We start from the raw sequence: 17,544 nt of genomic DNA, 5'->3' as shown, positions 1-17,544 counted from the left end.
TGTGGATGGGGTGCTGCCGACAGTCCCAGATGAAACAGGAAGTTTTTGTTAATGAATGTTAGCAAAAATCGAACGGATTTGTTGTCTCATAATCGAGAAAGGTGTAATTAACTAGAGGCACAGAAATACCAATGGCTCAAGAAGATGGAAATATTGCTACTCTGGCAGTAGATATTGGCGGTAGTGGCGTCAAAGTCATGGTTTTGAACGAAGATGGCACTCCCCGAACTGAACGCAGTAGAGTAGAAACACCGCAACCCCCAAAACCCGAACCTATAATTGCAGCTATAGCAACACTCGCTGCGGGACAAGGCAAATTCGATCGGGTATCGCTAGGTTTCCCCGGTGTCGTGCAAAACGGCATCATTAAAACGGCAGTAAACCTAGACCCAGATTGGATTAATTTTGATTTAGCAACAGTCCTCTCCCAGAAATTGGACAAACCTGTCCGTGTAGCTAACGATGCAGACATCCAGGGATTTGGTGCCATTTCTGGACATGGAGTTGAACTGGTAGTTACACTGGGTACGGGCTTTGGCTCAGCGTTATTTGTAAACGGTAAATTAGTCCCCAATCTAGAACTCGGTCACCATGAGTTTCGCAAAGGACAAACCTATGAAGAACAACTGGGGCGTGCAGCATTAGACGACGTTGGCAAGAAAAAATGGAACGAGCGTCTGGAAAAAGCGATCGCATCCCTCGAACATTTGTTCAACTACGATCGCCTTTACATCGGCGGCGGTAACACAGACAGAATCGCCATAAATTTGCCCCCAAATGTCAAAATTGTGCCGAATGTGACTGGTTTATTAGGTGGCATTGCTTTATGGTGCAATTAGCAGGCTAAACCTCACTTTAAAATAGGCAGGGCAGCAGGTGAGAAAAACTTTCATTTTTGTTGTGCGCGATCGCGTAGTTGGTCTGTTGCCAAGAACATACTTAATGTTTTTCAACAAAATGCGCCCAAAAACCACATTTGTAACATATATAATTCTAGCAATTCTGACCTTTATGACCATCGGTTGTGGCGTTACAGGTAGCAATCCAGCTCCTAATTCTCAATTGGAGATGGCCAGCACCTTTAAAGTCGCGATGACCCTACCAGATGCGATCGACGATGGAAGCTGGAGTCAGTCAGGTTACCAAGGCTTGAAGTCGATCGAAAAGCAACTAGGAGCCAAAATAGCTTACACCGAAAAAACCGACGATTTATCCGATGTTGAGGTAACAAATGTATTCAGGCAGTATGCCAAGGAAGGTTTCGATTTAATTATCGGTCACGGAGGCCAATTTGTTTCAGCTGCTGAAATTGCTGCGAGAGAATTTCCGCGCACTAAATTTGCAGTCCTTGGGACTTTTCCTGGTAACAATAGAAACTTAGCAGCCCTATCTTTTCGGAGCGGAGAAATAGGTTATTTGACAGGAGTAATTGCAGCCCTTAAGACCAAAACAAATAAAGTGTCATTTATTGGAGGTGTGGATTATCCACATATAAAAGAGGGGGCTATTTTGTTTGAAAGAGGAGCGAAAGCGACCAAGCCAGATATAACTGTGATCGCTGAATGGGTGGGAAATTGGACAGATACAGAAAAGTGCCAAAAAATTGTGGAAAAACACATTAAATCGGGAGTTGACGTTATTTCAAATAATGCCGATCCAGGTTGTCTACCTTTACATCAGTTAGCAAAAAAACATGGTATTTACACAATTGGATGGATTCAAGACCTATATCAACTTGCTCCTGGTACTGTCTTAACCAGTGCCATCCAGGATTCACCAGGGTTATTGCTACAGGCAGCAACTCTAGTTCGAGAAGGTCGATGGGAGGGTAAGCAATACAAATTTGGACTCCGAGAAAAAGTACAGAAATTAGCTCCTTTTCGGGGGTCACTGACTCCCGAACAAGAAGCAATAGCGAACAAGATTAAAGAGGATATTGTGACGGGTAAAATAGACGTTTCGCCATAAGTTTACCTGGTTTTGATCGTGAGTAGCTCGAATGCTCTCGTCAGGAGGCTCAATTGGATCGTAATAATAGTGCAGATAAATTCAAAGCAAGGATCAATTTAACTTGGCGCTGGACTTTTTCAATTGCCAACCAACTGCGTTTTGGCCTGGTCTTCTTAGTGATATCGAGTTTGCTGACTGCGGGAGGAATACTAATTTACTCCAGCTTCCAAACCCAATTAAAACAGACAAACCTGCTACAAAAAGCGCGATCGCAAGCAGCCGCTCAAAAGATCGATGCCTACATGGATGACCTGATTAGAAAATTGGGTTACCTAGCTAGAGTGCGCGGTTTGACCGATCTCCCCCTAGAAACCAAGCAAACCCTACTAGATGGTTTAACCCGCCACAACGACGCTTATGAAATGGTGGCAATTGTTAATAGTCAGGGCGAACCCGTTGCAGTCGTTTCACCCTACGATCGTGTCGGGCTGGGTAATATAAAGTATTCTCCACTATTTGTCAGGGCATTCAAGCGGCAAGAAGATTATGTCAATCCCGTTACAATTGCCCCTGAAATTCACCAGTTAGTTACAACAATCGCCGTCCCAATTCGCAATCAAAAAGATGAAGTGGATGGCATTTTACTGGCTAGAGTTAATCTAAAATTTCTTGATTTTGTTGTCTCCAAAGCTGAAATAGGAAAAACCGGATATACATATATAATTGACGATCGCCAAGTTGTCATTGCTAAAAAAAGAAGTGACTCCGAGAGCTTAAAACTAGAAGATATTTCACAACTTCCCTTCATTGATACCCTAAGCGATCGAGAAAAATCGCTGAGAGTCTACCAAGGTCTTAAGGGAGTAGAAGTGCTGGGTGCGATCGCACCTATCCGCAGCGTCAATTGGAGCGTCGTGGTAGAATTGCCCACAGCCGAAGCATACACTCCTGTCCGCAACCTCATCCTCACAATGGCAGCAGCGCTCTTTCTGGCAACACTTATGGCAGCAGGATTGGGGGTTTTATTTTCGCGGCGGATTGTTTCACCGTTACAGAGTCTTACTGCTGCTGCAGCCCAAATTAGCGATGGAAATCTCGACGCTAGAGTAGACATTCGATCGCGCAATGAACTGGGGATTTTAGCTCGCTCATTCAACCAAATGGCACAGCAATTACAAGAGTCATTTAAAGCCCTAGCAAAGACAAACGAAGAACTAGAACTCCGAGTAGAGCAACGCACAGCCGCTCTTAGCGAAGCTGTGGAAGCCGCTGATATCGCCAACAGAGCAAAAAGCGAATTTCTCGCTAACATGAGCCACGAACTAAGAACCCCCCTCAACGGCATTTTGGGTTACGCCCAAATCCTCGAACGCTCCAAAACAATGACCGCCCAAGAACTGCACGGCATCGATATTATTTATCAGTGCGGCTCTCACTTACTTACCTTAATCAACGACATTTTAGACCTTTCTAAAATCGAAGCAAAAAAAATGGAACTCGATCCAGAAGACTTTCATTTTCCTTCCTTTTTAGAGGGAGTTGTTGAAGTTTGCCGCATCCGTGCAGAACAAAAAAGCATTTCTTTTGTTTACCAACCAACTTCCGAACTGCCCATTGCTATTCATGCCGATCAAAAACGGTTGCGACAAGTGCTGATTAACTTACTGGGAAATGCCATCAAATTTACCAACACTGGGGGAGTCACCTTCAATGTGGAAGTAATCGGGAATCGGTCAGAATTTCATCCATTACCAATTATCAAAATTCGTTTCCAGATTGAAGACACTGGCGTAGGCATGACTCCCAACCAATTAGAAAAGATATTTTTGCCCTTCGAGCAGGTTGGCAACAGCAAGCGTCAAGCCGAAGGAACCGGACTGGGATTGGCAATTAGCAAGCAAATTATCCAAATGATGGATAGTACCATCCAAGTTAAAAGCCAACTCGGTGTTGGCAGTATTTTTTGGATAGATTTGGATTTCCCAGAAGCAAAAGAATGGGCAGATTCAGCCACCATTGTTGAGTCAGGAAAAATTATTGGCGTAGCAGGCAGAAAGCCGAAAATCCTAGTGATAGATGATAAATGGGAAAATCGCTCTGTTATTGTCAATCTGCTAGAAAAAATCGGTTTTGAAATGGTAGAAGCAACAAATGGTCAAGAGGGTTTAGATAAAGCAGCAGAGTTTAAACCAGACCTAATTATCACCGACTTGGTGATGCCAGTGCTGGACGGTTTTGAGATGACGCGGCGCATTCGGCAGTCCCCGGAATTGAAAGATGTGGTGATTATTGTTTCCTCGGCTAGCGTATTTAAAAGCGACCAGTCTAAGAGTCTAGAAGCTGGTGGCAACGATTTCATCCCCAAGCCAGTGCAGATACATGAACTACTCCAGAAGTTACAAAAGTATTTGGAACTGGAGTGGATTTACGAGGAAACGCGGACGCCAAAACCAGCAGAAGAAAGCCAAGATAGAAAGGTTACGCTTCCTAAGTCTCAAATTCCAAATGGTAAATGGGTTACTCCACCTCCAGAGGAAATTGAGCTTTTGTTCGATCTAGCTATGAGAGGAAATCTCAAGGGTATTGTTAAGCAAACTGTCAAGTTGGAGCAGATAGACGAAAAAGTCGTCTCGTTTGCGACACATTTGCGTCAACTTGCCAACAATTTTCAGGAAAAAGAGATTCTGGAGTTCATTAGTCAATATAGGTATGAGCGAAATGAGCATTGAATCTACCCCAAAAGCTGTCCTGTTAATTGTCGATGATACCCCAGCTAATTTAGGGGTACTCTCCGATTTTCTGGATGAGGCTGGATTTGAAGTATTAGTAGCAAGAGATGGCGAAAGTGCTATCCAAAAGGTGCAATATGCCAAACCCGATATCATCCTATTAGATGTGATGATGCCTGGAATTGACGGATTTGAAACCTGCCATCGGCTAAAGGCAGATCCGTCAACTGAAGATATACCTGTAATTTTTATGACAGCCCTTTCCGAAACGGTGGATAAAGTTAAAGGTTTCAATTTGGGAGCAGTAGATTATATCACCAAGCCGTTTCAGCAAGAGGAGGTTTTAGCCCGCGTTAAAGCTCAGTTAAAACTGCACAATTTAACTAAAATAATTGAACAACAAAATATACTTCTAAAACGCGAAGTTGAAGACCGCGTTGCCGCTGAAATTGCCTTAAAAAAGCTGACACAGGAATTAGAAAAACAGGTAGAAGAACGGACGGATGAACTTAGACAAGCCCTTGAAAACTTGCAACAAACTCAAATTTACCTGGTGCAAAAAGAAAAAATGTCCGCTCTTGGTCAATTGGTTGCGGGTGTCGCCCACGAAATTAATAATCCTGTCAGTTTTATTGCTGGCAATATTAGCCATGCTGAGACATACATTCAAGACCTACTCGACCACTTAAAGCTTTATCAGCAAAAATTTCCTAATCCGGGGGCGGAAATTGAGGATCATGCAGAAGAGATTGAGTTAGATTATTTTACAGAAGACTTGCTTAAGCTAATTTCATCAATGAAAACGGGAACTGAGCGCATCAACCAAATTAGTGTCTCTTTAAGAACATTTTCCCGATCTGATACTTCATCTAAAGTTGCAGTTAATATTCACGAAGGTATCGATAGCACTCTTTTAATTTTGAAGCACCGACTTAAAGCCAAGGATAAGTGCCCCGCTATTGAAATTATTAAAGAATATGGAGAATTGCCTCTAGTTGAGTGCTACGCCGGACAGCTTAATCAGGTGTTTATGAATATCATTGCCAATGCTATTGATGCCCTTGAAGAGTGCAGTCAAGGGCATTCTTATGAGGAGAACAAGACTCGTGCCAATACTATTACTATTCGTACTGAATTTTCAGAGAGCAAAGATAGAGTCATAATTCGGATTGAGGACAATGGAATAGGGATGTCGGCAGAAGTGAGAGAGCGCATATTTGAACCGTTGTTTACAACTAAAGCAGTCGGAAAAGGTACTGGTTTGGGGTTGTCTATCAGTAATCAGATTGTGGTGGAAAAACACGGTGGGGAGATGACTTGTGTTTCTGCACCTGGAAAAGGGACAGAGTTTATAATTACCTTGCCAATAAATAGCTAAAAAAAAGTTATTTTTGATACTCTCTGAAGTGGCATATTTTTGGTAAATATTATTTAAGTTTAAAGGTTGGTGAATATGGAATGTTTTGTGGAAGCCGAGCCTTATCTGTACCCATTCAATGGGGATTTGCGTCCAGAAAATACGGTTGTGCTGATAATTGATATGCAGACCGATTTCTGCGGCGTTGGCGGTTATGTTGACAAGATGGGGTATGATTTATCCCTGACTCGCGCCCCGATCGGGCCAATTAAGCGGGTTTTAGAGGTAGTTCGCGCCCAAGGTTTTCATGTGATTCATACTCGCGAGGGACATCGATCGGATCTGTCCGATTTGCCGGAAAATAAGCAGTGGCGCAGCCGTCAGATCGGTGCTGGAATTGGCGATCCTGGCCCTTGCGGCAGAATTTTAGTACGCGGGGAACCTGGATGGGAAATTATTCCAGAACTTGCGCCTAACCCAGGAGAAACAATAATTGATAAACCGGGTAAAGGTTCATTTTATGCAACCGATCTGGATTTGATACTGAAATGTAAAGGCATCCAAAATATTGTTTTGGGCGGAATTACGACAGATGTCTGCGTCCATACAACTATGCGGGAAGCGAACGATCGCGGTTACGAATGCTTGCTGCTATCTGACTGCACGGCTGCAACTGACTATGGCAACTATCTGGCGGCACTGAAAATGATTAAGATGCAAGGTGGTGTATTTGGGGCAGTAGCCCATTCTGAGGCGTTTATTAAAGCGATCGAAAAATAGAACTAGGGGGACAAGGAAGAGAATCGATGTAACTTATCCATGTGAAAACCGCTGTATCGCTTCGATTTGCCACGACCGATGCCGATATATAAGTAATTTCACTGTTTGTTCAAGCGCCACAATAGGGAATATTACGTTAATATACTGATAGTAGAAAGACCAAGCTTCTTCTCAGACTGTTCGGATCGGCAGCAGAGAAGAAAGAGGGTTTCTGCGCCCACAAATACCCTGAACCGAACAGTATTGAGGTTTCTTGAACAAACCTGGTCTGTTACTTATCTAAAATTGTGATAACGATCGCACATATTTCTACAACTGGTCACTGCGAGAACGTGAGTTAGGGCAGATAGTGGCTTTAATCGTCATCTACAACGATATGGAACTGTAGCTCGCCTGGATTCAGCCTAACTCTTACAGATCGTACCAGTCAAATTGCGATCGCGACCAATCTCGAAGCCGGGGAAACCGTCTAGTTTATATACGCCTCGGCAAGGTCATCCGACAATCACCCTGTTGGGTGAATCGACTGAATGAAGCGCGATCGGCGATTACAACCGTAACTTTAAGTTAGAACGCTGAATCCAGGGGAGATGGGACTGTCTCATCAACAGTCGCCTACTACCTTTTGTATTCATCAGGGGATTTGCAACATGACCGTACAATTCACAGATTTAGAAGCCTTAGCCCAACTAGGTTTTGACTTAACACCGATAGATGTGCTAGCTAAACAGGCATTGCAATATCACGATGCCCCCCCAGAAGAAATTTTGGAGCTGCTTGAAGAAGTCGCACAAACCTATGTAGTTTTAGCGCAGACACTTTCGCCAAAGCTGCGGTATAGTGCCCGAAAAGAAATCGAGTTTTTTGCATTTCTATATCAAGATAGCCTCAGAAAGTCAACTTCCCCTCAAAAGGTACAGAACTCCCAGGAAAGCGTTCGCTCTCTATCGCACAGTGTATGTGCAATAGTTAATGAGTTGTTAAACTCAAAAAAGTCTCAAGCCCTACAAATTTTTCAAATTGTGAGAGCGACGTGATTCCTGATGCCTGACTATCTACAAGCTATACGAGACTGTTGCCGGGACGAAGCTGCCTTTGAACGGCTCAAACATATCTTGGCTGCGGCGGTGAGAGACGAAGCATTTGAACTACTTTTGGGATCTTTAGATTCAAACTTCAGCACAAATGCTTCATCTTTACCAGACATTATATGCCAGTTCCCCAAACAGAACTGTCTGGAGTCTGATTCGCTAAAGGCAATAACTCGTATTAGCGGGTATGAGGAAGACATCATTGGTTGTAACACAATAAATATTGTGGAACGCAAGGGGGTTCAAGTGTGGATGCGATCGCTATTTTGCGATCGCCCATTTCCTCACCCGCTGGTTTCCCAACCAGCGTTGTGCAGCACTCGCTTGTTGGGCGAAATGGCTTTGCGAATTCGCAAGTCGCTCAACCTCGATCGCATTCTCAACACCACGGTGGAGGAAGTTCGACAATTCCTGCAAGCAGACAGGGTTTTCATCGGTTGTATTGATGAGCGCAGTAATGGGGAAATCCTGGCAGAATCGGTAGCCCATAACTGCCAGTCTATAAAGGGATGGAGACTTGATGAGAACTATGTGCGTGAAATTAAATCTTTCTACGAACATCGCCATCCGCGAGTTATTAACGATACAAATAAAATAGAAAAAACTCCATTTCTAAGTGAATATTACACCCGATATCAGGTAAAAGCTGGCCTTGGCGTACCGATTATTGTGGGGGAAGAGTTTTTTGGGGTATTGGTTGCCAATCAATGCTCTAGCCCTCGATGTTGGCAGCCATTTGAGATTGACTTGCTGGAGAAATTGGCAACGCAAGTAGCGATCGCTATTCAGCAAGCACAACTTTATAAACAAGTACAAACCCTTAATACAAAGTTAGAATACCAAGTAGAAGAACGTACTGTTCAGCTACAGCAAAGAAATAGAGATCTCCAAGAATTGAACCGAATTAAAGATGTTTTGTTACATACAGTTTCCCACGATCTTCGCACATCGGTTATGGGAACATTAATGATATTAAAGAATTGGCTGAATCTGCCAGGAGAAAATATATCTATCCCTCGCAAATTATTAGAGCGAATGGTGTCAGGGTCCGATCGCCAACTAAAGACGATCGACTCTGTGCTGGAAACCAACGCCAGCGAAGCACAGGGAACTATTATCCATCGCGAGTTTATCCAATTCAGCACTGTGCTACCCTCAATCATCAAAGACTTACAGCCAATGCTGGCGCAAAATCAAGCCACCCTCATAAATCTTGTCCCCGAAGATTTACCGTTGGTAATGCTCGATCCGACTCAGATACAGCGAGTTTTTGAAAGCTTATTGGCCCATACCTTGAAACATAACCCCCCTGGATTGAGTCTGACGTTGAGTGCGACGGTGGAAGCCGGGATGATTCGCTGCCATATTCAGGATAACGGGGTGGGGATCGGTCAAGTGGAGTGCGATCGCATCTTCGATCTCTACGTCCGCGACCCACAAGCGAGATGCTCGACCGGAATCGGTCTAAAATTATATCTTTGCCGACAAATTATTACAGCTCACGGCGGTCAAATCGGCGTTATTAGTAAACCTGGAGAAGGTTCGACATACTGGTTTACTTTACCAGTAAAATGATTTCAGATAGTAGATTGTCATTCGTATCATCAGCGCTCGTCTTGCAACTCACAAGGAACGAAAAGATTATGAGCAATACCCCAAATTCTAACTACCAAAACTCAGAGGAAGATGACTTGCTTCCAGAATATAACTTTGATTATCGTCAAGCTCGTCCTAACCGTTTTGCTGCCGAAAAGAGTCAGTTTCCCGTAACAGTTACTTTAGATGCTGATGTGGCGGAAGTTTTTACAACATCAGAAGCAGTCAATCATGCACTTCGTACTATTTTATCTGCAATTCCCAAAAGATAAATATCTTTATAAAGCTACTTTCTGGCTCGAATTCGCTGAAGATCTTGCCAAAACTCCTCTCTCGTTACTTGTGCTAAAGATTCCTCTCGTTCTTTGGTATAGTCCCCACGTCCCCAGCCAAACTGTTGTAAAAAACGAATGGCATCAACCTGTCCCAAATGCTCTACTAAAACTTGATAACCCTTTTTTTGTAATTCTACAGGTGTCATTTTTACTTCTCCTTCCTCATTAAGCTTGCAAAACGTTCATTAACCAGGTAACAGGATTATCAACAACAATTCCTATTACACCTTGATGACGTGACGCATTTCTCAGTAAACGGTCATCAGTAGAAAGTAAAACATCTGCTTGAGCCATTTCTGCACAAGCAATATGAAACGAGTCATAAAGACCAAAGCCTAGACTTTCTAGTTGCTGGGATCTTCGATCGTATCATCATTAAGATTGACTTTAATCGTGGCAAACTCCAATAGCTTTAATACATTCTCTAACTTTTCCAAATCACGCATTCTTTCTAGTTCGACTTCTATAGCCTCACTAGAAATAAGCTGCCATTTGCGATCGTAAATATGCTCCATAATGCTGAGTACGGCTTCTCCCTCCCAACGAACTCGCTCCTGATTCCAATCATCAAAAGGACGATTCAAACAGCAAACATCTAGATAAATTTTATAACTGTTCTCTTGTCGCTCCATGATTATCATTTTAAACACTTTGGATTGGATAATACCAGGTTCAATCCTCAAAATCTACCTGCTTAACTACCTCCAAAGGAAGCTCTAGCACTTCTGCTATTTGTTCATCGTTTAAGCCATACTGCCGTAATTTATCAATTTTTTCCATCTTTGTTTGATTGTTGTTGGTCTGCTGCGGAAAGTCGGGAGTTGCAGGCGAACTTTTATCTGAGGTAGGATTGGGCCGATCGGAATTCTTAATGATGCAGCCAAAACCAATTATGTTGTTATTATCGTTTCCCTCAGCAAAAATAATATTTCGATTTGATTGCCTTTCTAAAATAGATTTAAGATGTTTTTTATCAACCGTTTCACCAAAAATATCAGATAACATTCGCCAAAGCTCGTAACCTACTTCCTTAGTATGACCCGTCGTACAATTATAATTTTTTGCAATATCAGAATACTTTTGGTGTTTCAGTGTTCCCTCAATAATTCCCCGCTGCAAGTCATTTAGACGTTTGCCTGTTTTCGTGTAAAAGACTTCATCTACAAATTGCAATACCTCGTGATTGTCCATCATTAGGGATGTGAGAGAACTGGGGTTATTATAGCCGACTTAATCCGCCCTTATCCACCTTTTTCCGCCTTGCATCCCAATTTTAGAAAAATTTTAGAAAGATCCGCCTTTTTCCGCCTTTTTGCGTCTTTTCAGTTTGGGTGCGATCGGTCTAGTATAGACAAAAAGTTGGAATGAATATATGACTCACAATAACGCTGGGCCTTTAGCGGCAATCTTGGCTGGCATGACAGCGGCGGCTACTGCTGGTACTTATGTAGGCGCTCGTCTTGCAGGTAAGAGTCATAAGGAAGCAAGTAAAAAGTTGGTAAAGAATACATTACACGCGGCAATGGAGGTAACACACGCAGTCCATACAGTTGAAACTGTTTCCCACCTAGCCGAAAGTACAAGCTCTCAAGCTCTGAACTCAATCAATGATTAGTGTAGCAAGGGTATTTAAGATATGGTCTATATAGTGATAAGTATAAAATGTTACTTAAAAATATTTTATACTTATTCCCTTGCTTCCCCCGCGACTGCTGCTAGCACATTAGCTTGTGCTAGCACAGCATAGTAAAAATGGACAAACCAAATTCTCAGGGACTTTTCTATGAGCGCTATCGTGCTGTTGTTAGTAGCTATTTTCGTGATTTTTGCTGTAATTTCGTTTTTTAAGAATGTGTAGTCCGCTCCTTAATTTCAGAGTATAGCTACTATTATATCTTGAGGTAGCTTGCTCTAAGCGCAGATTTATTATCATTACTTTTGTAAAGGTGGATTGCAATGGAAAACTCAGGAAATTTCTTAATTTTTTGCGTGGTTGTTCTAATAGCTTGGTTGGGAACTTATACTGGATCGAGGCTTGCAGGTAAAGGACATGAATCATCATTTAGAGGAGCAATTCGCGACATATTTTTGTTGAAGTGGTCTAACCGTCAAAAATCGGTTTAATCTCGTGATTAGTAAGTTCTTCAAATTTCAAATTTTAGTATAAGGATAAGTAATTATGCCAGTGTTCGATCAGAGTGGTCAACAGGTTGACTATCAATATAATGCTGCTGGGAATATTAACTTTGGTAGTGTTCAAAGCAAAGTTGATGTTATTAGTGAGATCCAAAAGATTCAGGAAGAAGTCAGAAAAGCTGTTCAATCTGGTGCTTTAGATGAAGAGATAGCTATCGATGTTGAATCCAACCTCAAAAAGGCTACAGTTCAATCACAAAAACCTAATCCAGACAAGAAAACAATACAAGACTATCTTGAGCAAGCGAAGAAATTGCTTGCGGGCATAGCATCGGCAGCAGGTCTTGTAACAGGTTTGTCTGAAGCAGCTAAGGCAGTAGGTATGTTGTTTTAATTTTTGACAAAACCAGCACAAGTTAGCGCAATGACTCACTACGACCAAAATAGTCAAAATGTCAACGAGCAGTATAACTCGGTTGGTGATATAAACATCACCAACCTTGCATCTGCCAGCAAAAGGAAAGCTGAAATTAGTAGGGAAATTTCTGATGTTAAGACTCAGATGATTCCAGTTGAAGTCGAAGTTGAAAAGTTGAAAAGCGAGTTGGGGAGCATTCTGTTTTTCTACCTGCCAACAAACTTATATACGGAACTACTTCTAAATTCAGAAAAGATAATAGAAGACGAGATGCTGATGCTCCAAGTGCAACTTGAGTCTATGAGAAGGGGGTTTGATGGCAAAGCAGAGGCTATCAAGGCACTCAGAGATAGATATAAACGTAAAAACTCAGAATTAAAATCTCGAAAGGAACACTTAAACGCTCTAGAGAACGAACTGAAATACCTGAGTTATAAAGATGTAGTTACCGATATTGCATCTGCGATTAAATCTTTTTTGGAATAACTGTTGCATACGAAAGTTAGCTGCTTAAAACTAGGCGACAACGGACGTAAAATTCGATCGCTGTTAAGCAAGGGTAATATTATTGGGGGAAGTTATGTTAGACGAAACAAGAATCGAACAGCGTTTAGCAACTATCGAGCATACAGTTGCTGAACTTAAACGCCGAATTGACAGTACTCCTACTGACAATAACTGGCTTGATAAAGTTATCGGTTCAATTTCTGATGAGCCAGCTTTTCTGGAAGCTTTGGAGTACGGAAAGTTATTGCGCTACGCTGAGGAACCTATAGATGAAGCGTCGGAGTAGCCTTGAAATACTTGGAGGATACTGACCACATTAGCTTTCTACAACGGCGATCGGGTAAGCTGTAAATGAGCCTAGTTGACAAATAGATCGCAAAATATGACACTCACCGACTTACTTCCTGCCGTTCGGCAACTTTCTGCATCAGATAAACTCAAGCTAATCCGCATTCTGGCAGAGGAATTGGATACCAACGAAGATATTTCGCCTTTAGAACCATTTAAGACCTATTATTTGGCAACTCCCTACAATTCGTTTGGTGCTGGCGAATCTCTCATGCAAGCGCTGAAATTGGCAGATCCAACCTAATATAAGCAGATGCGATTCAAATACTCAACCACTGACCCATCCCAAAACGAGTTTGATAGTTTACCACGGATTCCCCTTACTCTTCGACGAGGAAATCGAGTCATTCAAGCTGTGGGACTTGTAGATAGTGGTGCAACTGTAAGCGTCTTACCCTACGAGATTGGTATTCAGTTGGGTGCTACTTGGGACGATAGCAAAGCGATTATTCAATTAGCAGGAAACCTGGGCAATCAGCTAGCAATACCATTCTTTGCCAATGCTGAGATAGGTGAGTTCGATCCAGTTCAGTTAGCATTTGCTTGGGTGAGAAAACCCGAAGTACCATTGATTCTTGGGCAGACTAACTTTTTTCTAGAATTTGATGTGTGTTTCTACCGTTCCAAACTAGAGTTTGAGATCCAACCAAAGCAGGAATAAGCTGATTGATGGCAGCAAAATTTATCAGAGGTGTAGTATTAGAAATGACTGTCACTACCAAGCACCTGTTTGAATTGTGCTAATATCTTCAGCTAAGTCTGTTTCATTATAATGGCGATCGATATTTTGTTCTCCCAAAATTTGTTGAAATTCCCATACAGATAAATTAGCTAAGTTACGTGCTTGACCAAAGGTAAAAATATTTTGGGCGTATAGTTGCATTTTCACAAACTTGTCGTCAAACGTATATAGCGCCGAACAATTTTGACTTTGTGCCAGATGCAAAGCATCGGCAAAATCTAACCCATTCTCATGCCATTGCAGAACTTCTGCCATTAAACTTGCATTAGAGATATGAACATTCGGTAAACCAAAAAGATTTTTAAATGCTGTACAAATCTCGACTGGCTTAAACTTGTAGGCAAAACGCAGTACCCACTCAGTTTCAAGAATTACGGTGTCTGGAATAAATATGTCTTCGTCCTGAAACAGTTTCAGACTTTTATTATATTGTTGTTCATCGTCTTGCGTCAGAAGTCGTACCACAATATTTGTATCAACTGCAATCATCCCACTGCTCCTCTACACCCTGACGAATAGCATCTTCTAATTCATCGATACTTTTAGGTTTTCCTTGATATTTCAGGCAGCCCGCCACATTCTCTAACTTAGTTTGTAAAAAAGGTTTTTTGGGTTTTAGAAGAATACCATCACCCATGTCAATTGCGATTAGTTCTTGCCCTGCTTCCCAGCGATGAGCATCTCGCAAAGCTTTGGGAATAATAACTTGACCCGTACTTGACAAGTGTGTTAATTCCATTTAAAAGACATCTCAACCAGTAATAAATTTGTAATAATTTTAGCATGAATAGCGTCGCACCCTCTAAAAACATTACCTGGTGAGCGAACAGGATGCGATCGCGCAAGCGTTGGGAGGGATATCGCGTTCGATGATTCTGGTCATAAAAACATATTATTTACGCTGACAGACCTAGCGAATCGTGCCGCAACCTCTACTTGAGTTACGCTAGACTTACGTTAAAGCCTTTCACCAGTAGCGATCTATGAGTATTACCGTAACACTTAGTCCAGAAGCAGAAGCAAAGCTCTTTGAAGAAGCTGCCAGACAGGGAAAAGATGTTTCTATTGTTGCTGCTAAATTATTAGTGAAAATTTTGGAGTGGGAAGCACAAGACTATGCAGAAGCGATCGCAGGTATCCAACGCGGGTTAGACGACTTTGCAGTAGGTAAATCCCGCTCATTTGAGGCATTTGCAGAAGAACAGCGTCGTAAATATAAACTACCATAATCTATCAGCTAAACAATGAAGTATCATGTAGAGATTTCAAGTGTGGCTGAGGTTGAAGCAGATAGTGCTTTTTTGCGGATGTCTCAAGTCACATCGCTTGAACAAGCAAGTCAGTGGTATGCAGGACTCTTAAAAGCGATCGCGTCTTTATCACAGATGCCAAAACGTTGTTCTCTGGCGCGAGAAAATGATTATTTCAGCAAGGAGATTCGCACTCTCTAAAAACACTAACTGGTGAGGAAACAAGATGCGATCGCTACCAAGTTTAACCTAGTTTCGCTGTATTTGTTCCTCTTTTCGGGCCGATCGCTCTCTTTAGTATGCCAATTCTTAACCCTTTGACATTCTTCTGGGGCTAATTTCAAACGCCAACTCTGCTCGATAAAAGCATACATCGAATTCCTCAAAAAAATTCATGTGTCCCAATATTAGTAGTGTACTAAAAGCACCCATCTCTCTGTTGAGTTCAGTAAAAGTAAATCTAACTTTATCAACCATGAATCGCAGCTTTTTCCTCTGCCAATGCCTTCGCTAAAACAGCAGCTGCTTCAAAAGAGTCATGCAAGTTAGGAATAGATACTCTATCTTGATTGCCCAATGGGATTAGACTTGCATCTTTGAGAAGTTCAGATGTCAAAAAATGAAGGAGTAGGAGCCGATCGGAGTGAGATAGTTGTTTCACAAGAGGTAGAAGTTCAGTAAGAGGCATACAATCTCCTAAGCTAGTAGCTGAACAAATTGGATTCGATCTATTGTAAGCTTTTCGTCTTCCATCTATTTTAGCATTTTTCCACGGAAACATAGAAAATTCATTTATAAAAGTTCCTTCACCTCACACCGCGTTAACTCCTTAGCTCTTTTGAAGTCGTCTAGCCGTCGAAAGCCAGAGTAGAGTAAAATTTAGTAAATTGCAGGAAGTTACTACTTGGTCTAAAACTAGGCGACACCGGACGTAAAATTCGATCGCTGTCTGGCAAGGGTGATAAGCTGCTACGCATTTAATTTGTATGTTTAGCGGGAGTGGGAGAGTGGGGGAGTGGGGGAGTGGGAGAGGAATTGAAGGTTTGATTGCCGGATTAGAAATATCCGAATTAGATGCGTGTTAGCTTATTATTGAGGGAAGTTATGTTAGACGACTTGTTGGATACATAGCATCTCTTTGATGGGAATGTGGAACTGTTTTTATTTCGTAACCAACAAACTCTCTCGCTAGTTTACGATCCATACACTCATCTTTTGTATTAAACCAACCTGCCCTCTCCTCGGTCGGAGAAGGGGGGTTGGGGGGGGGTGAGATTTGCCGACTAATTTTCGGTTCCCAATGCCCCTGGTGAACCGCTCAATGTCCGTTTTGGCGAACAAGTGATAATCATGATTGCCAATGTGAAGATGTAGGGGGAAGCGTTGAACAGATAGTAATAGGAATTGACGCCGACCGATTGCAAGGCTGGGCCGATCGCCTGTGCCCCTCCAAACAGCAAAGCCGCATATAGGCACTGGACGGGATTCCACCGAGCGAAAATGACGAGTGCAACTGCCATCAACCCTTGTCCGCTGGAGATCCTCTCTGACCAACTACCGGGATAATAAAGAGATAGATAAGCACCGCCGATACCTGCAAGAAAACTTCCGGCGATGATGCTGAACATTCGCACTTTGTAGACGGAAATTCCCATTGCTTTGGCTGCTTCGGGGCTATCGCCAACAGCGCGGATGTATAAGCCCCAACGAGTTGATTTGAAAAACCACTGCATAATGGGTGCGATCGCCACACCAATAAGAAAAAGCGGGCTAATTTTCAGTGCGGCTTTAATTGAAGGGATATCGCTCCAATTCCCTAGCTCAAAGGCCGGTAATTGGGGTGCTACAGGTTGAATAAACGCTTTGCCAAAGAAAAAGGCAATACCGCTGCCAAAGATGATCATGGCGATTCCAACCGCAACATCGTTGACTTTTGGTTGTTGTGACAGCCATCCGTGGATTGTACCCAGTAGCATTCCCGCAACGCCAGCAGTAAAAACACCAAGCCACGGTGCAAGCCAGGTCGGAATTCCGTTTGAACTGCTAAGGTAAGATATTGCATAGGCACTCATGGCTCCCATCAAGAGAGTGCCTTCCAAACCGAGATTTATCTTGCCGCTTTTTTCTGTGAGACACTCGCCCAAACTAACGAATAGAAAGGGCGCACTACCTCGGATTGTTCCTGCTGCGATCGCCAGCGGCACTCCCCACCAGCCTATAGATTCCGTTGCCATAATTTGATTTTAGATTTTGGATTTTAGATTTTGGATTTTAGATTTATTGTTGACATTAGCCATTGGTCTTT

At 42.5% G+C, this 17,544-nt stretch carries 24 protein-coding genes; 16 read left to right on the top strand and 8 right to left on the bottom strand.

Going from position 1 to position 17,544, the window contains the following annotated elements; translation table 11 throughout:
* The first annotated feature begins 131 nt into the window (after nt 1-131).
* The 8 genes from LAY57_RS05780 (at nt 132) to LAY57_RS05745 (ending at nt 9,775) form a co-directional block, all read left to right on the top strand.
* Nucleotides 132-839 carry an ROK family protein gene (locus LAY57_RS05780; protein ID WP_249065371.1) on the top strand — a complete coding sequence of 236 codons (708 nt, stop codon included), beginning with the start codon at nt 132-134 and terminating at the stop codon, nt 837-839.
* 37 nt (nt 840-876) lie between these two features.
* Nucleotides 877-1,968, top strand: a complete 1,092-nt coding sequence (locus LAY57_RS05775) for a BMP family protein (RefSeq protein ID WP_249065370.1) — start codon at nt 877-879, stop codon at nt 1,966-1,968.
* A gap of 53 nt (nt 1,969-2,021) precedes the next feature.
* The gene (locus LAY57_RS05770) at nt 2,022-4,679 is read left to right on the top strand and encodes a hybrid sensor histidine kinase/response regulator (RefSeq protein WP_249065369.1); all 2,658 of its coding nucleotides are present in this window, start codon (nt 2,022-2,024) and stop codon (nt 4,677-4,679) included.
* A complete protein-coding gene (locus LAY57_RS05765) occupies nt 4,669-6,057 on the top strand; it encodes a hybrid sensor histidine kinase/response regulator (RefSeq protein WP_249065368.1) in 1,389 nt (462 codons plus the stop codon). Before LAY57_RS05770 ends, LAY57_RS05765 begins: the two co-directional genes overlap by 11 nt.
* A gap of 75 nt (nt 6,058-6,132) precedes the next feature.
* Nucleotides 6,133-6,816, top strand: coding sequence for a biuret amidohydrolase (gene biuH / locus LAY57_RS05760; protein ID WP_249065367.1), 684 nt, complete (start codon nt 6,133-6,135; stop codon nt 6,814-6,816).
* 650 nt (nt 6,817-7,466) lie between these two features.
* On the top strand, nt 7,467-7,853 hold the full coding sequence (locus LAY57_RS05755) for a hypothetical protein (RefSeq protein WP_249065366.1): 387 nt from the start codon (nt 7,467-7,469) through the stop codon (nt 7,851-7,853).
* A gap of 6 nt (nt 7,854-7,859) precedes the next feature.
* Complete coding sequence (locus LAY57_RS05750; protein ID WP_249065365.1) at nt 7,860-9,482, top strand: GAF domain-containing sensor histidine kinase; 1,623 nt, start codon at nt 7,860-7,862, stop codon at nt 9,480-9,482.
* A 68-nt stretch (nt 9,483-9,550) separates the two neighbouring features.
* A complete protein-coding gene (locus LAY57_RS05745) occupies nt 9,551-9,775 on the top strand; it encodes a hypothetical protein (protein WP_249065364.1) in 225 nt (74 codons plus the stop codon).
* 14 nt (nt 9,776-9,789) lie between these two features.
* Here LAY57_RS05745 and LAY57_RS05740 read toward each other — a convergent pair whose 3' ends face one another.
* The 3 genes from LAY57_RS05740 to LAY57_RS05730 form a co-directional block, all read right to left on the bottom strand.
* Nucleotides 9,790-9,984: a hypothetical protein gene (locus LAY57_RS05740; RefSeq protein WP_249065363.1), complete on the bottom strand. Its 195-nt coding sequence runs from the start codon at nt 9,982-9,984 to the stop codon at nt 9,790-9,792.
* Nucleotides 9,985-10,182: 198 nt separating this feature from the next.
* The gene (locus tag LAY57_RS36130) at nt 10,183-10,521 is read right to left on the bottom strand and encodes a hypothetical protein (RefSeq protein WP_338022358.1); all 339 of its coding nucleotides are present in this window, start codon (nt 10,519-10,521) and stop codon (nt 10,183-10,185) included.
* Nucleotides 10,511-11,032 (bottom strand): helix-turn-helix domain-containing protein, encoded by a 522-nt coding sequence (locus tag LAY57_RS05730; protein WP_249065362.1) that lies wholly within the window; start codon nt 11,030-11,032, stop codon nt 10,511-10,513. The genes LAY57_RS36130 and LAY57_RS05730 overlap by 11 nt, the downstream gene beginning before the upstream one ends.
* Nucleotides 11,033-11,210: 178 nt before the next feature.
* Here LAY57_RS05730 and LAY57_RS05725 point away from each other — a divergent pair, with 178 nt between their 5' ends.
* The 6 genes from LAY57_RS05725 to LAY57_RS05700 all read left to right on the top strand — a co-directional run bounded on the left by LAY57_RS05725 (nt 11,211) and on the right by LAY57_RS05700 (nt 13,908).
* Nucleotides 11,211-11,453, top strand: a complete 243-nt coding sequence (locus LAY57_RS05725) for a hypothetical protein (RefSeq protein ID WP_249065361.1) — start codon at nt 11,211-11,213, stop codon at nt 11,451-11,453.
* 564 nt (nt 11,454-12,017) lie between these two features.
* On the top strand, nt 12,018-12,368 hold the full coding sequence (locus LAY57_RS05720; RefSeq protein ID WP_249065360.1) for a hypothetical protein: 351 nt from the start codon (nt 12,018-12,020) through the stop codon (nt 12,366-12,368).
* Between the two features lie 30 nt (nt 12,369-12,398).
* Entirely contained in the window at nt 12,399-12,878 is a 480-nt protein-coding gene (locus LAY57_RS05715) for a hypothetical protein (protein ID WP_249065359.1), read from the top strand.
* 94 nt (nt 12,879-12,972) lie between these two features.
* Nucleotides 12,973-13,185 (top strand): transferase hexapeptide repeat containing protein, encoded by a 213-nt coding sequence (locus LAY57_RS05710; protein WP_249065358.1) that lies wholly within the window; start codon nt 12,973-12,975, stop codon nt 13,183-13,185.
* A 96-nt stretch (nt 13,186-13,281) separates the two neighbouring features.
* Entirely contained in the window at nt 13,282-13,491 is a 210-nt protein-coding gene (locus tag LAY57_RS05705; RefSeq protein WP_249065357.1) for a hypothetical protein, read from the top strand.
* Between the two features lie 9 nt (nt 13,492-13,500).
* Nucleotides 13,501-13,908 carry a hypothetical protein gene (locus LAY57_RS05700; protein ID WP_249065356.1) on the top strand — a complete coding sequence of 136 codons (408 nt, stop codon included), beginning with the start codon at nt 13,501-13,503 and terminating at the stop codon, nt 13,906-13,908.
* Between the two features lie 54 nt (nt 13,909-13,962).
* Here the strand turns inward: LAY57_RS05700 and LAY57_RS05695 are convergent, their stop codons facing one another.
* Together LAY57_RS05695 and LAY57_RS05690 are read right to left on the bottom strand one after the other, a co-directional pair.
* The gene (locus tag LAY57_RS05695) at nt 13,963-14,478 is read right to left on the bottom strand and encodes a UPF0175 family protein (protein ID WP_249065355.1); all 516 of its coding nucleotides are present in this window, start codon (nt 14,476-14,478) and stop codon (nt 13,963-13,965) included.
* Complete coding sequence (locus tag LAY57_RS05690) at nt 14,465-14,728, bottom strand: AbrB/MazE/SpoVT family DNA-binding domain-containing protein (protein WP_249065354.1); 264 nt, start codon at nt 14,726-14,728, stop codon at nt 14,465-14,467. Before LAY57_RS05690 ends, LAY57_RS05695 begins: the two co-directional genes overlap by 14 nt.
* Nucleotides 14,729-14,972: 244 nt before the next feature.
* Between LAY57_RS05690 and LAY57_RS05685 the strand changes: the two genes are divergently transcribed.
* Both LAY57_RS05685 and LAY57_RS05680 read left to right on the top strand, forming a co-directional pair.
* Entirely contained in the window at nt 14,973-15,218 is a 246-nt protein-coding gene (locus LAY57_RS05685) for a hypothetical protein (protein ID WP_249065353.1), read from the top strand.
* Between the two features lie 42 nt (nt 15,219-15,260).
* Complete coding sequence (locus LAY57_RS05680; RefSeq protein WP_249065352.1) at nt 15,261-15,440, top strand: hypothetical protein; 180 nt, start codon at nt 15,261-15,263, stop codon at nt 15,438-15,440.
* A gap of 5 nt (nt 15,441-15,445) precedes the next feature.
* Here LAY57_RS05680 and LAY57_RS05675 read toward each other — a convergent pair whose 3' ends face one another.
* The 3 genes from LAY57_RS05675 to LAY57_RS05665 all read right to left on the bottom strand — a co-directional run bounded on the left by LAY57_RS05675 (nt 15,446) and on the right by LAY57_RS05665 (nt 17,473).
* Nucleotides 15,446-15,613 carry a hypothetical protein gene (locus LAY57_RS05675; RefSeq protein WP_249065351.1) on the bottom strand — a complete coding sequence of 56 codons (168 nt, stop codon included), beginning with the start codon at nt 15,611-15,613 and terminating at the stop codon, nt 15,446-15,448.
* 95 nt (nt 15,614-15,708) lie between these two features.
* Nucleotides 15,709-15,927, bottom strand: a complete 219-nt coding sequence (locus LAY57_RS05670) for a hypothetical protein (RefSeq protein WP_249065350.1) — start codon at nt 15,925-15,927, stop codon at nt 15,709-15,711.
* A gap of 595 nt (nt 15,928-16,522) precedes the next feature.
* A complete protein-coding gene (locus LAY57_RS05665) occupies nt 16,523-17,473 on the bottom strand; it encodes an ABC transporter permease (RefSeq protein WP_249065349.1) in 951 nt (316 codons plus the stop codon).
* Nucleotides 17,474-17,544 lie beyond the last annotated feature (71 nt).

Origin of the sequence: Argonema antarcticum A004/B2, assembly GCF_023333585.1 — a bacterium.
GTDB lineage: Bacteria > Cyanobacteriota > Cyanobacteriia > Cyanobacteriales > Aerosakkonemataceae > Argonema > Argonema antarcticum.
Note: the sequence above shows the minus strand (reverse complement) of the source record. Positions and strands in the feature narration are given on the sequence as shown.

Coding starts and splice junctions, on each gene's coding strand:
- LAY57_RS05745 (WP_249065364.1), top strand. CDS start 9,551: ATGAGCAATACCCCAAATTCTAACTACCAAAACTCAGAGGAAGATGAC.
- LAY57_RS05675 (WP_249065351.1), bottom strand. CDS start 15,613: ATGTATGCTTTTATCGAGCAGAGTTGGCGTTTGAAATTAGCCCCAGAA.
- LAY57_RS05685 (WP_249065353.1), top strand. CDS start 14,973: ATGAGTATTACCGTAACACTTAGTCCAGAAGCAGAAGCAAAGCTCTTT.
- LAY57_RS05780 (WP_249065371.1), top strand. CDS start 132: ATGGCTCAAGAAGATGGAAATATTGCTACTCTGGCAGTAGATATTGGC.
- LAY57_RS05700 (WP_249065356.1), top strand. CDS start 13,501: ATGCGATTCAAATACTCAACCACTGACCCATCCCAAAACGAGTTTGAT.
- LAY57_RS05765 (WP_249065368.1), top strand. CDS start 4,669: ATGAGCATTGAATCTACCCCAAAAGCTGTCCTGTTAATTGTCGATGAT.
- LAY57_RS05670 (WP_249065350.1), bottom strand. CDS start 15,927: ATGCCTCTTACTGAACTTCTACCTCTTGTGAAACAACTATCTCACTCC.
- LAY57_RS05720 (WP_249065360.1), top strand. CDS start 12,018: ATGCCAGTGTTCGATCAGAGTGGTCAACAGGTTGACTATCAATATAAT.
- LAY57_RS05705 (WP_249065357.1), top strand. CDS start 13,282: ATGACACTCACCGACTTACTTCCTGCCGTTCGGCAACTTTCTGCATCA.
- LAY57_RS05665 (WP_249065349.1), bottom strand. CDS start 17,473: ATGGCAACGGAATCTATAGGCTGGTGGGGAGTGCCGCTGGCGATCGCA.
- LAY57_RS05710 (WP_249065358.1), top strand. CDS start 12,973: ATGTTAGACGAAACAAGAATCGAACAGCGTTTAGCAACTATCGAGCAT.
- LAY57_RS05690 (WP_249065354.1), bottom strand. CDS start 14,728: ATGGAATTAACACACTTGTCAAGTACGGGTCAAGTTATTATTCCCAAA.
- LAY57_RS05750 (WP_249065365.1), top strand. CDS start 7,860: ATGCCTGACTATCTACAAGCTATACGAGACTGTTGCCGGGACGAAGCT.
- LAY57_RS05730 (WP_249065362.1), bottom strand. CDS start 11,032: ATGATGGACAATCACGAGGTATTGCAATTTGTAGATGAAGTCTTTTAC.
- LAY57_RS05695 (WP_249065355.1), bottom strand. CDS start 14,478: ATGATTGCAGTTGATACAAATATTGTGGTACGACTTCTGACGCAAGAC.
- LAY57_RS05725 (WP_249065361.1), top strand. CDS start 11,211: ATGACTCACAATAACGCTGGGCCTTTAGCGGCAATCTTGGCTGGCATG.
- LAY57_RS05715 (WP_249065359.1), top strand. CDS start 12,399: ATGACTCACTACGACCAAAATAGTCAAAATGTCAACGAGCAGTATAAC.
- LAY57_RS05755 (WP_249065366.1), top strand. CDS start 7,467: ATGACCGTACAATTCACAGATTTAGAAGCCTTAGCCCAACTAGGTTTT.
- LAY57_RS05740 (WP_249065363.1), bottom strand. CDS start 9,984: ATGACACCTGTAGAATTACAAAAAAAGGGTTATCAAGTTTTAGTAGAG.
- biuH (WP_249065367.1), top strand. CDS start 6,133: ATGGAATGTTTTGTGGAAGCCGAGCCTTATCTGTACCCATTCAATGGG.